The sequence below is a fragment of the Oceanobacillus senegalensis genome (assembly GCF_900176885.1).
In the GTDB taxonomy this organism is placed as follows: Bacteria; Bacillota; Bacilli; order Bacillales; family Amphibacillaceae; genus Oceanobacillus; species Oceanobacillus senegalensis.
The window spans coordinates 529,210-542,932 of record NZ_LT839648.1; the positions used below are offsets into that span (position 1 = coordinate 529,210).

Below are 13,723 nucleotides of genomic sequence, written 5' to 3' on the forward strand. Positions count from 1 at the left end.
CATAGGGAAATTCCCAACAAAAGTCGACAAAAATCGTTGTTTTTCAATGTCCAATATAGTGTGATTTATGGTAAATTAGATTTTAGTTGATTATTTAAAAAAGATTGAATTCATGGAGGAGAATAGATGCAAAAACTTAAGGCTGTTTTTTTTGATTTAGATGACACGCTACTATGGGATGAGGAAAGTGTAAGACAAGCATTTGAAAGAACGTGCAATATTGCAACAAAAAAGTATGATGTAGATCCTGTTGAATTAGAAGATGCTGTAAGAAAACATGCTAGAGAACTATATGAAAGCTACGATGTTTATCCATTTACTAGAATGATTGGAATCAATCCTTTTGAGGGATTATGGGGTACGTTCACTGATTCTGGTGAAGGATTCCAACAGCTGAGTAAAATTGCACCAGAATATCAGAGACAAGCATGGACCAATGGTTTAAAAGAACTCGGGATAGATGAACCTAAATTTGGGCAAGTGCTTGCTGAAGCATTTCCAGAGGAAAGAAAACTGGTACCATGTTTATATGAGGAAAGTCTATACATATTGGAAAAGTTAAAAGAGGACTATCGCTTATTGCTATTAACCAATGGATCTCCGCAGTTGCAGAATATCAAACTAAAAATGACTCCAGAGCTTTGTCCATATTTTGATAAAATAATAATTTCGGGTGATTTTGGAAAAGGGAAACCGGATCCAACCATATTTGAATATGCACTCGAACAGCTTGAATTGACAGCTGGTGAAGCAATCATGGTAGGAGATAATTTGAATACCGATATACTGGGATCTAATCGTGTGGGTATTCCTAATATCTGGATTAATCGCAAAGGTCTTGAAGCGAAGGATGTTAAACCAACCTATGAAGTTAGCCAGCTCTCAGAAGTATTGGAAATTATTGAAAAGCATTAAATGATAGCACACAGCATTTTATGAGCTGTGTGCTTTTTGGTGGGATATACAACTTTTCAAAGGTCAATTGCCACGACTTCTTTTATCTCATCTAGTCTATCCAAAGCTTTAAGAGCAGTATTATCCAAATGACGATCAATGGTTAAAATCATAATTGCTTTTCCTCCTATAGTAGCTCGATCCACTTGCATAGTGGCGATATTGATGTCATGCTCTGCTAACAAGCTTCCCATTCTACCAATAACTCCGGGCTGATCAATATGTTCTATCACAACAAGATGACCTTCTGGACGGACATCTACACTATATTCATCTACTTTTACAATTCTTGCTCCTAACCCATTAAGTAATGTTCCAGCTACTTTTCTTATTTGTGACTTGGTTTTCATCTCAACCGTAATCAGATTGGTGAAGCCTTGAGTAGATGAGGTTTTATTTTCATTCACCAGTATTCCTTTTCGTTCAGCAAGAAATAAAGCATTTACGTCATTCACATGTATCCCTAAATGACGTTTTAAAATACCTTTCACCGTATTCCGAGTAATCGGCGTAACTTCCATGCCATAAAGCTCTCCTGAATAGGAGATATGAATTTCCTCTGCTACCTCATTAGTCAAGTCGATTAAGAAGGATCCAAGTTTCTCTGCTAGATGAAAATAGGGCTCTACTTTTTGCATAATATCCTTGGATAAGGATGGAAGGTTCACTGGATTTTTCACGGTATCTTCGTTTAAATAGCGGATAACATCGTGGCTCACATCAACAGCAACCGTTTCTTGCGCTTCGATGGTACTTGCACCTAAGTGTGGGGTTGCTATCACCTCAGGTAATTCCAGTAATTTATGGTCCATGAATGGTTCTTCCTCAAACACATCAAGAGCAGCGCCTGCTACTTTATTATTTATAATTGCTTCATAAAGGGCATCTTCATCAATAATGCCGCCTCTTGCACAGTTAACAATATATACACCCTGTTTCATCATGGTGAAGGCTTTTGCATTAATTAGGTGTCTAGTTTCTTTAAGTAGTGGCGTATGAACAGTGATGAAATCAGCCTGCTGTATAACTTCTTCAAAAGTTCCATATCCAATTCCCATTTTCTCCGCCTTTTCCTCTGTGAAAAACGGGTCATACGCAATCACATTCATACGCTGGCCTTTAGCTCTGGTTGCAACCTCTGTACCGATTCTCCCAAGTCCAACAATTCCCAATGTTTTATCACGTAATTCTACCCCGACATACTTTTTGCGATTCCATTGATGGTTTTTCAATGAAAGATAGGCTTGTGGAATATTTCTTGAAAGGGCCATTAGCATTGCCATCGTATGCTCTGCTGCAGAATTGGTATTTCCATTCGGTGCATTAACCACGATGACACCATGCTCAGTTGCAGCATCTAGGTCGATATTGTCTACTCCGACTCCAGCCCGACCTATTATCTTTAGATTTTTTCCTTTCTCAATAAGCGAGCGAGTTACCTGTGTACCACTTCGTACTAGTAAGGCATCAAATTGATTAATTCTCTCCTCCAATTCTTCTGGTGAAAGATTCGTTTCCATCACAATATTTACATTTTCAGTTTGACGTAATGGTTGAATTCCTTCTTCACTAAGTGGGTCACTAATTAAAATTTGGTAAGACATGCTTGAACCTCCTTAAGAATATTTGATTCTTTTATTTTGGTTTAAAGCAGGTTAGTGTACACATAAGGTGTGAAAGGATTAAGGATTTGCATATGTATGTTTATTGGAAAGACGAGTGGTTATGTGCGATTTTTCGTATGGCTTTAATATAGCAAGATTACCAAACTTGTCAATGAAGAGTATGTTTTAAATTATAAAAATTAAGGAAAACGACAAAATTAGATGAAAAACTTTTTTATTTTTATTAAATTCATTGAGAAATTTGACAAATAGGAATATAATGATTCGAAAGAAAGGTGGGAATTGGAATGTCAACAGACACAAAAAGTAAAGACTTACGGATAAAAAGTAAGGTTTATTCAGAAGGAACAGTAAAGGCCCCAAACCGTGCGATGCTTCGTGCTGTAGGTCTTAAAGATGATGATTTCACGAAACCTATGATTGGGATAGCAAGCACATGGGCAGAGGTTACTCCATGTAATATTCATTTAAATGATTTAGCGAAAGAAGCGAAAGATGGTGCTAGAGAAGCTGGTGGAGTACCATTTCAATTTAATACGATTACCGTTTCAGATGGGATATCAATGGGTACACAAGGAATGCGTTATTCCTTACCAAGTCGTGACATAATAGCTGATTCGATTGAAACTGTTGTCGGTGCGGAAAACCTAGACGGGTTAGTAGCTATAGGAGCCTGTGATAAAAATATACCAGGTTGTGCCATCGCGATTGCAAATGCAGATGTTCCGGCGGTATTTGTCTACGGTGGAACCATTGCTCCAGGAAGTCATAGAGGAAAAGATATTGATTTAGTTTCCGTGTTTGAAGGTGTTGGAAAGCATAATAACGGAGATATCGATGATCAAGAATTAAAAGCTATTGAATGTAGTGCGTGTCCTGGTGCAGGAGCGTGTGGTGGAATGTATACAGCGAACACGATGGCGTCTGCTATGGAAGCATTAGGGATGAGTTTGCCAGGAAGTGCATCAAACCCTGCTGAATCGAAGGAAAAAGCTGCTGATTGTGCTGCTGCAGGTGAAGCAGTGTATAAACTAATGGAAAAAGGCATCTATCCAAAAGATATCATGACTAAAGAAGCATTTGAAAATGCTATAACGGTTGTAATGGCATTAGGCGGATCTACCAACGCCATCCTTCATTTGTTAGCTATTGCCCATGCCGCAGAGGTTGATTTAACCATCGATGATTTCAACCGTATGCAAGAAAAAGTACCACATCTAGCAGATTTGAAACCTAGTGGCCGTTATGTCATGCAGGATTTACATCGTATAGGCGGTGTACAAGCTGTTATGAAACTTTTATATGAAAATGATTATCTACATGGGGATTGTATGACTGTTACAGGTAAAACAATAGCAGAAAACCTTGCAGACGCACCAAATCTACTAGAAGGCCAGGATGTTATCATGCCATTTGATAATCCTAAACGCAAAGATGGTCCTCTCATTGTATTAAAAGGAAATTTATCTCCTACAGGTGCTGTTGCAAAAGTATCTGGTGTTAAAGTGAAACGCCATACTGGACCTGCACGCGTTTTTGATAATGAAAAAGAAGCTACAGAAGCTGTGTTGAATAATGAAATTAAAGAAGGCGACGTTCTAGTTATTCGCTATGTTGGACCAAAAGGTGGACCAGGCATGCCTGAAATGTTATCCATCTCTAGTCTTCTTGTCGGAAAAGGCTTGGGAGAAAAAGTAGCATTACTTACAGATGGGCGTTTCTCAGGTGGTACCCATGGGTTAGTTGTTGGTCATATATCTCCTGAAGCACAGGATGGTGGACCTATTGCATTTCTTAAAGAGGGTGATTTAGTCACCATTGATTCAGAACAAAAAGAGATCTCCTTCGATGTATCTGAAGAAGAAATCGAAGCTCGTCGTAAAGATTGGGTTGCACCACCACTCTACAGAAAAGGTGTACTAGGAAAATATGCTCATAACGTGTCTTGCTCTTCTAAGGGTGCAGTAACTGATTATTTATAAGAAATTGAAAAAGAAAAACACTCGCGATATATTGCATATAAGTTAAAAGGATAAGACTGCTCCAAAAGGCGTAACGATTTTTAGAACTAGTAATTAATCAATCGTCTAACGTTTGGAGTTGGGGCAGTCTCCTATATTGTAAAAAAAAATTATAAAAGTTACTTTTTTTAAAAAGGCTAATATATGGACGTTGTAAACGCATTCAATATATTGCATATTTCAAATTAGAAAAACTTTTACAAATTACCTATTGACCTTGCGTCAAAAACGGTATATCATAACTGTCAATATCAGAAATTTAAAATGTTTTTTATTAATAAGTTCATTCACAAAAGGTAGATTAAAAAAATATTTAAATATTTCTAACGCTATGACGGGAAAATGGAATCTGCAAACGTGTATTCACAGAGATCTAGGGTTGCTGGAAGCCTAGAAATACACCGCGTTTCTATCTCATCCCTGAGTGCCAAACTGAACGAATATTAAAGTTCAAAATGAAGGATGGAAAGGGCCAAGAAAATCGAGTTGATTAACTTTTCGTAGTGGAACGGTTACATGATACGAATCCATCGAAAAGGTGACCGACGAAGAAATTCGGAGTGTCATTTTAACCAAACATTTTGAACCACCACTAGTAGGTTTGGTCAGGTATAATCACATTACCTGTTATCAAAATAGACTAGAATCTAGTCTGTGAGGTAGTATTCGTGAGGATGCTATGAAACTGGGTGGTACCGTGAAAAGAAGGCTCTTTTCTCCCCAATATATACTGCAGTCATGCAGATTTATAGGGGAGAATGGGGCTTTTTTTATATACTTGGCCCCTTTCGTATCACTTACAATCATGTGAAAATGAAATGCTTTTATTAAATCCGAACCAAAAGGTATAACGGCATTCGGAGATAAAGAACACTCTGAAGGTTGTTTTACTATAAATTAAACTTGATTATCAATGAGGAGGTAAGTAGTAGTGAAAGTTGAGGCAAAGCCGAAAGAGATAGCATCAGAAAAACAAATAACAACCGGTGCAGAAGTTTTCATTCGTTCATTGACTGAAGCAGGTGTTGATACGGTATTTGGCTACCCAGGAGGTGCTGTCTTACCAATTTACGACGCCTTACATCGTGCAGATGCACCCTTTCAGCATATACTCTGTCGCCATGAACAAGGTTTAATCCATGCAGCAGAAGGTTATGCAAGAGTTACAGGGAAGCCTGGTGTTGTTATTGCAACCTCAGGTCCGGGAGCAACGAATCTAATTACTGGAATTACGGATGCCATGATGGATTCCTTACCTGTGGTTATTTTCACCGGCCAGGTAGGAACCGGAGTGATTGGAACAGATGCATTCCAGGAAGCGGATGTCATTGGAATTACTACACCAGTAACAAAATACAACTATCAGGTAACGGATGTTGCTGACTTACCTAAAATTGTAAAAGAAGCTTTTCACATTGCTTCAACGGGACGTCCGGGACCAGTTGTTGTAGATATTCCAAAAGATATTACAACAGTAATCGCAACCGGTGAGTTGGATAATGATATTCATTTACCTGGATATCAGCCAACAATTAAACCGAATCCATTACAAATCAGGAAACTCGCGGATGCTTTAAGTCGTTCCAAGCGGCCACTACTACTAGCAGGAGCTGGTGTGTTATTTGCGGATGCGTCCAACGAATTAAAAACATTTGCAGAGAAATACCAAATTCCAGTTACAACGACTTTACTAGGCCTAGGAGCTTTTCCTGGTACTAATCCTCTTTCACTAGGAATGGCAGGAATGCATGGATCCTACACAGCTAATATGGCTATTACAGATTGTGATTTATTAATAAATATCGGTGCTCGTTTTGATGATCGGTTAACAGGTGCTTTGGAACACTTTGCACCGAATGCCAAAGTCTCACATATCGATATTGATCCGGCAGAAATTGGAAAAAATGTTGCAACGAAGATTCCAGTTGTAGGTGATGCGAAAGAAGCATTGCAAGCCCTTCTGAATATCGATATTGAGGCATCAGATTATAGTGATTGGATTCGTAGAGTGAGCGAGGATAAAGAAAATTATCCGTTCTGGTATGAACGCTCTGAAGACCTTATTTCACCACAGTGGTTAATCGAGCAAGTTTATAAAAAAACTGACGGGAAAGCTATTGTAACAACCGATGTTGGTCAACATCAAATGTGGGCAGCACAATTTTACAAGTTTGATCAACCAGATAAATGGGTTACCTCTGGAGGACTAGGAACCATGGGATTCGGTTTTCCTGCAGCAATTGGAGCGCAGTTAGGAAAACCAAATGATGTAGTTGTATCCATTGTTGGTGATGGAGGATTCCAGATGACCTCTCAGGAATTAGCTGTTCTTAAAGACTATAATCTGCCAGTCAAAGTTATTATTGTTAACAACGAAGCATTAGGGATGGTTAGACAGTGGCAAGAAAAAATCTTTGGAGAACGCTACTCCCATTCCCTTTTACAAAATCCAGATTTCGTCAAGCTTGCAGAAAGCTATGGTGTTAAAGGATTGAAGGTGGATAATGAAAAGGATGTACCAGCCGTACTAGAGGAAGTCTTTGCATATGATGGTCCAGCTGTTGTAGATTGTCGAGTAATCAAACTGGAATGTGTATATCCGATGGTTTTTGCTGGGAAAGGAAATCACGAAATGATCGGGGTGACAAAAGATAAATGAAACGTATAATAACCGCTACCGTTCAAAATCGCAGTGGTGTACTTAATCGCATTACAGGAATGCTTTCCAAAAGGGCTTTTAATATTGAAAGTATCTCTGTTGGTACATCTGAAGTAGAAGGCATTTCTAAAATGACATTTGTCGTAGAAATCAGCGATAACCAAAAATTAGAACAATTAACGAAACAACTGAATAAGCAAATTGATGTTTTAAAAGTAACAGATGTTACGGAAAAGGCAATGGTTGCTAGGGAATTAGCATTGATTAAAGTCGGTAGCACTGGCCAAAATCGTGCAGAAATACAGGGAGTTATCACCCCATTTAGGGCAAGTGTAATTGATGTTAGTAAAGAAAGCCTTATTATTCAAGTAACTGGTAAACCAGATAAAGTGGATGCACTTATTGATTTATTAAGACCATATGGAATTAAAGAATTAACAAGAACTGGGGTTACGGCATTCCAAAGAGGTAGACAGCCGGAACCCGTGCAAGAAGTAAATTCATTATTAATTTAATAAGGAATTTAATTAATAATTAATCTAATAAACTAAAAAACTTTGAAAAAGGAAAGGGAGATTAAATTATGACTAAAGTATTATATGAAAAAGATATCCAAAAAGAGGCTTTACAAGGGAAGAAAGTAGCAATTATCGGTTATGGTTCACAAGGTCATGCACATGCTCGTAACCTACGTGATAGTGGATATGACGTAGTAGTTGGATTAAGACCAGGAAAATCACAAGCAAAAGCAGTGGAAGATGGATTTGAAGCTAATACAGTTGCAGAAGCAGTTAAAGAGGCTGATGTAGTAATGGTACTTTTACCAGACGAAAATCAGCAAAAAGTTTATGAAGAAAGTATTAAACCAAACTTAAAAGCTGGAAGTGCATTAGCATTTGCTCATGGATTTAATATTCATTTCAACCAAATTGTACCACCTGAAAACGTTGATGTATTCCTAGTAGCACCTAAAGGTCCAGGTCATTTAGTAAGAAGAACTTATGAAGAAGGTGCTGGTGTACCTGCATTATACGGAATCTTTCAAGATGTAACAGGAAATGCCAAAGATGTTGCCCTAGCTTATGCGGATGGTATTGGTGCAGCAAGAGCAGGGGTGCTTGAAACAACCTTCCAAGAAGAAACAGAAACAGATCTATTCGGTGAGCAAGCCGTATTATGTGGTGGTTTAACAAGCTTAGTTAAATCAGGTTTTGAAACATTAACAGAAGCAGGATATCAACCAGAAGTTGCTTATTTCGAATGCCTACATGAAATGAAATTAATTGTTGATTTGATGTATGAAGGCGGATTAGAAAACATGCGTTATTCCATTTCTGATACAGCACAATGGGGTGACTTTGTATCTGGGCCACGTGTTGTTAACGAAGAAACCAAAGCACGTATGAAAGAAGTATTAGCGGATGTTCAGTCTGGTAAATTTGCGAAAGAATGGATACTTGAAAACCAAGCAGGTCGTCCACAATTTAATGCAATTAATAATAAAGAAAATGTACATCCAATTACGAAAGTTGGAAAAGAATTGCGTGAGCTTATGCCATTTGTAAAGCAGCCAATTCAAGAAAATAAAGAAAAGGAAGGGAAAGTACATGTCACGAATTAAAATTTTCGATACTACGCTTAGAGACGGAGAACAATCACCCGGTGTAAATCTAAATAAACAAGAAAAACTTCAAATTGCAAAACAGCTTGAACGTTTAGGAGTAGATGTGATGGAGGCAGGATTTCCTGCCTCTTCCAAAGGTGATTTTGAAGCGGTGAAATTAATTGCTGATACGATTAAGGATGTTTCTGTAACAGGATTAGCAAGAACAGTAAAAGAGGATATTGATATATCTTGGGAGGCTTTAAAAGGTGCAACAGAACCAAGATTACATTTATTCCTTGCAACCTCACCAATTCATATGAAATATAAATTAAAAATGACTCCGGAACAAGTAATCGAACAATCCGTGAACATGGTTTCCTATGCGAAGCAAAAATTCCCACAAATTGAATGGTCTGCAGAAGATGCAACACGTTCCGACTGGGATTTCCTAGTACAAATTATTGAAAAAGTGATTGATGCAGGAGCAACGGTTATTAATTTGCCAGATACTGTTGGTTATACGACACCAGCAGAATACGGAAGAATGTTCCAATATATAAGAGGAAATGTACCAAATATTGATCGTGTTGATTTATCCTGTCATTGTCATAACGATTTGGGAATGGCTGTAGCGAACTCCATTTCCGCAGTGGAAAATGGGGTAACACAGGTTGAAGGAACAATCAATGGTATTGGAGAACGTGCTGGAAATGCAGCATTAGAAGAAGTAGCTGTAGCACTGAGAATTAGATCGGACTTTTATTCAGATGAAACAGGGCTAAAATTAAACGAAATTAAACGTTCTAGTGATTTGATTGCTAAGCTTACAGGTATGTATGTTCAGCCTAACAAAGCAGTTATCGGAAGAAATGCTTATGCACACGAATCCGGAATTCACCAGGACGGCGTATTAAAAAATCCAGAAACCTATGAAATAATTACACCAGAATTAATCGGTGTTACTTCTAATACGTTATTCCTTGGTAAACACTCTGGTCGCCATGCTTTTAAAGATAAAGTTAATGAGTTTGGAATAGAATTAACGGAAGAAGAGATAAAAGAAGCATTTGGTCAATTTAAGCAATTAACTGATCGTAAAAAAGAAGTTACTGATGATGATATATACACGCTAATTATGGAAATTAAAACAGAAGCAGCTGCAGTTAGCAAGTACAAATTGGAAACATTCCAAGTTCATTACGGATCATCCGATATCCCTACTGCAACCGTTTCTCTCCAAACACCTGAAGGAAAATCTGCTCAATCTGCTTGTACAGGTAAGGGAAGTGTAGAAGCTTTATATAACACCATTTCAACATTGATTACTGAAGATTTAGAACTATTAGATTACCAAATTAACTCTGTTGGTGGCGGAAAGGATGCGCTAGCAGAATCTCATGTTCAATTATCCGTTAATGGGGAGATAATGAATGGCAGGGGATCAGCGCAGGACGTTATTGAAGCATCTGCAAATGCCTATATCAATGCAGTGAATCGTTATATCATTATGCATCAATCAACGAAGCAAAATGAAAAAGAGAAAACACCTATTGGTTCAGAGCAATAAATCGTTTGTTGAGTGTAACGTATAGAGGGGGAACGGTATGAAAAAGCAAATCATTCTTCTACCCGGTGATGGGATTGGAAGAGAGATTATAAATTCAGCAAAAGTAGTATTAAATGCAATTGCTAATCGATATAATCATGAGTTTACATTTCACCAACATGCTATAGGAGGGAACGCCATTGACGAATATGGCGTTCCACTTCCAGAAGATACGATTAACGCGTGTAACAATGCGGATGCTATTTTGTTAGGTGCGGTCGGCGGTCCTAAATGGGATAGTGTAGATCCTAGTATTCGTCCAGAAAAGGGTCTATTAGGGATTCGCAAGGAATTAGGACTATTTGCAAACCTTCGTCCTGTTAAAGGGTTTAAAGCATTGCTTCATGCATCTCCTTTAAAACAGGAAATTATCGAGGGTAGTGATATTTTAATCATTCGTGAATTAACAGGTGGCCTTTACTTTGGTCAGCCAAGCGAACGGAGAGAAAATGGAACTGCGGTTGTTGACACACTTTCCTACACACGGGAAGAAATGGAAAGAATCGTAGAGAAAGCATTTGAAAGTGCGAGGATACGTAAAAAACATCTCACTTCTGTGGATAAGGCAAATGTCTTGGAATCCAGTAGAATGTGGCGGGAAGTCGTAGAAGAGAAGGCGAAGGAATTTCCAGATGTAACGGTTGAACATTTATTGGTCGATGCAGCTGCCATGAAGCTTATTACAAACCCTACCCAATTTGATGTCATCGTAACAGAAAACTTATTTGGAGACATTTTAAGTGATGAAGCTTCTGTATTAACAGGATCACTTGGAATGCTTCCATCAGCAAGTGTTCGTTCAGATGGAGTAGGCCTTTACGAGCCAGTTCATGGTTCCGCACCAGATATTGCAGGTAAAGGAATCGCTAATCCACTCGGAATGATTTTGTCTGCGGCATTAATGCTCAGACATTCCTTTGGTTTAGATGAGGAAGCATCTGAAATGGAAAAGGCGGTAAATAAGTGCCTTGAACAAGGTTACCACACGGGCGATTTAAATATTCAAGGTGGAAAAAAAGTGGGTACAGAAGAGATGACAAAAGTTGTCTTAGAAAATTTAACAGCAAAAAGTATTTCACGATAGTATTTGTAATATGTATGTTTGATTGGAGGCGGAAAACATGGGGAAACCTAAGACAATAATCGAAAAAATTTGGGAAAAACATATTGTACATCAAGAAGAAGGAAAACCAGATTTACTCTATATTGATCAACATCTAATACATGAAGTAACATCTCCACAGGCATTTGAAGGTTTACGATTAAATAATCGTAAAGTACGCCGTCCAGATTTAACATTTGCAACGATGGACCATAATGTACCTACTAAGAATAGAGACCAAATAAAAGATCAGATCTCTAAAAAGCAAATGGAAGCACTTCGCAAAAATTGTGAAGACTTTGGCATTAAATTAGCTGATATGTTTCACCCTGATCAAGGTATTGTTCACGTTATCGGTCCACAGCTAGGTTTAACACAACCTGGAAAAACTATTGTATGTGGGGATAGCCATACATCTACGCATGGTGCGTTCGGTGCACTTGCATTTGGAATTGGAACAAGTGAAGTAGAGCACGTACTTGCAACACAAACACTCATGCAGGAAAAGCCAAAAACCTTAAACGTTCATGTTAAAGGAGAGCTTGGACCTGGGGTTACAGCAAAGGATTTAATCCTTGCTATTATTGCGAAATTTGGCGTAAAATTTGGTACCGGTTATGTTATGGAATATACTGGTGAAGCAATTCATAAACTTCCTATGGAAGGTCGCATGACAATCTGTAATATGTCCATTGAAGGTGGTGCTAGAGCGGGTCTAATTAGTCCAGATGAAACCACTGTAGAGTTTTTAAGAGGTAGAGAGTACGTACCTGAAGGGAAGGAATTTGAAAAGAAAGCGGAGGAGTGGCTATCTTTAGCTACGGATGAAGGAGCCGTCTATGACAAGACAGTTGTGATTAATGCAGAAGAGGTAGAACCTCAAGTGTCATGGGGAACCAATCCAAGTATGTGTGTACCTGTAGGTGGAACAACTCCTAATCTTGATGAAGTGGATCACAAAGAGGATGTCGAGCGTGCATTAAATTATATGGGCTTAGAAGAAAATCAACCAATTACTTCCATTGAAATCGATCATGTTTTCATAGGATCTTGTACGAATTCTAGATTAAGAGACTTGCAAAATGCTGCAGAGATTATTAAAGGAAGAACAGTAAAAGATGGTGTAAAAGCCATTGTTGTTCCTGGTTCATTCACTGTTAAATTGGAAGCAGAAAAGCTTGGTCTAGATAAAGTATTTAAAGAGGCTGGTTTTGAATGGCGTGATTCAGGATGCAGTATGTGTCTAGGAATGAATGACGATATTGTACCAGCAGGTGGACGTTGTGCTTCGACCTCTAACCGTAACTTTGAAGGAAGACAAGGAAATGGTGCTCGTACACATCTCGTTAGTCCAGAAATGGCTGCAGCTGCCGCAGTAGAAGGACATTTTGTCGATGTCCGTAAATTTCAATCTGGAGTATTAAACTAGGGAGGTATAACACATGGAAGCAATCAAAGAACATAAAGGACTTGTATTTCCTTTAAATCGCACAAATATTGATACTGACCAAATTATACCGAAACAATTTCTAAAACGAATCGAGCGTACGGGCTTTGGACAGTTTGTATTTTATAATTGGCGTTTCGATGATGATGGCAATAAGCGAGAGGATTTTGATTTAAATAAAGCTCAATTTGATAGCGCATCTATTTTGCTTGCCGGAGAAAATTTTGGATGTGGTTCGTCTCGCGAGCATGCGCCATGGGCATTGTTGGATTATGGATTTAAGGTTATTATTGCACCGAGCTTTGCTGACATATTCTATAATAACGCTTTGAAAAATGGAATTATTTTGATTAAAATGGAAGAGGATCAACTTTCAGAATGGATGGAGCAAGCAAAAGACGGTGCGTTCCAGCTATCTGTGGATCTAGAAAAGCAAGAAATTACAGATGATGAAGGTAAGATTGTATCTTTCCATATTCCAGCGTATCATAAAGAAAAGCTATTGAATGGCTGGGATGACATTGCTTTAACTTTATTGTTGGAAGACAAGATTAAAGAATTTGAAGAATCCAGATAATAATGGGTGGGATTCTAAACAGGTAGAGGACCTGGAAAACCTCATTAATATACTTATCCTGAAAATTTAAGGAGTGTGACTCAATTGGGGATTGCTTAAAAGGTGAGTTAGTCCACAGCGCCTGGA

Annotated in this window: 9 protein-coding genes and 1 pseudogene; 9 read left to right on the forward strand and 1 reads right to left on the reverse strand. The window is 38.3% G+C overall.

The features are described 5' to 3' along the window. The first annotated feature begins 126 nt into the window (after positions 1-126). Complete coding sequence (locus tag CAO17_RS02430; RefSeq protein ID WP_085991241.1) at positions 127-915, forward strand: HAD family hydrolase; 789 nt, start codon at positions 127-129, stop codon at positions 913-915. A gap of 56 nt (positions 916-971) precedes the next feature. On the opposite strand, the gene serA is transcribed toward CAO17_RS02430, so the two are convergent. Continuing rightward, entirely contained in the window at positions 972-2,558 is a 1,587-nt protein-coding gene (serA, locus tag CAO17_RS02435) for a phosphoglycerate dehydrogenase (protein ID WP_085991242.1), read from the reverse strand. Between the two features lie 308 nt (positions 2,559-2,866). On the opposite strand from serA, the gene ilvD reads away from it, so the two are divergent. The 8 genes and pseudogenes from ilvD (at position 2,867) to leuD (ending at position 13,597) form a co-directional block, all read left to right on the forward strand. Then, positions 2,867-4,561 carry a dihydroxy-acid dehydratase gene (gene ilvD, locus CAO17_RS02440; protein WP_085991243.1) on the forward strand — a complete coding sequence of 565 codons (1,695 nt, stop codon included), beginning with the start codon at positions 2,867-2,869 and terminating at the stop codon, positions 4,559-4,561. Between the two features lie 970 nt (positions 4,562-5,531). Then, the gene (ilvB, locus tag CAO17_RS02445) at positions 5,532-7,259 is read left to right on the forward strand and encodes a biosynthetic-type acetolactate synthase large subunit (RefSeq protein WP_085991244.1); all 1,728 of its coding nucleotides are present in this window, start codon (positions 5,532-5,534) and stop codon (positions 7,257-7,259) included. Continuing rightward, positions 7,256-7,774, forward strand: a complete 519-nt coding sequence (gene ilvN, locus CAO17_RS02450; protein WP_085991245.1) for an acetolactate synthase small subunit — start codon at positions 7,256-7,258, stop codon at positions 7,772-7,774. The genes ilvB and ilvN overlap by 4 nt, the downstream gene beginning before the upstream one ends. Before the next feature lie 68 nt (positions 7,775-7,842). Continuing rightward, complete coding sequence (gene ilvC / locus CAO17_RS02455) at positions 7,843-8,880, forward strand: ketol-acid reductoisomerase (RefSeq protein WP_085991246.1); 1,038 nt, start codon at positions 7,843-7,845, stop codon at positions 8,878-8,880. Then, on the forward strand, positions 8,867-10,432 hold the full coding sequence (locus CAO17_RS02460; protein WP_085991247.1) for a 2-isopropylmalate synthase: 1,566 nt from the start codon (positions 8,867-8,869) through the stop codon (positions 10,430-10,432). The genes ilvC and CAO17_RS02460 overlap by 14 nt, the downstream gene beginning before the upstream one ends. Before the next feature lie 37 nt (positions 10,433-10,469). Then, positions 10,470-11,577: pseudogene (leuB, locus tag CAO17_RS02465) on the forward strand (3-isopropylmalate dehydrogenase). A gap of 15 nt (positions 11,578-11,592) precedes the next feature. Then, positions 11,593-13,002 carry a 3-isopropylmalate dehydratase large subunit gene (gene leuC / locus CAO17_RS02470; RefSeq protein WP_085991248.1) on the forward strand — a complete coding sequence of 470 codons (1,410 nt, stop codon included), beginning with the start codon at positions 11,593-11,595 and terminating at the stop codon, positions 13,000-13,002. A 13-nt stretch (positions 13,003-13,015) separates the two neighbouring features. Continuing rightward, entirely contained in the window at positions 13,016-13,597 is a 582-nt protein-coding gene (gene leuD, locus CAO17_RS02475; protein ID WP_085991249.1) for a 3-isopropylmalate dehydratase small subunit, read from the forward strand. Positions 13,598-13,723: the final 126 nt, after the last annotated feature.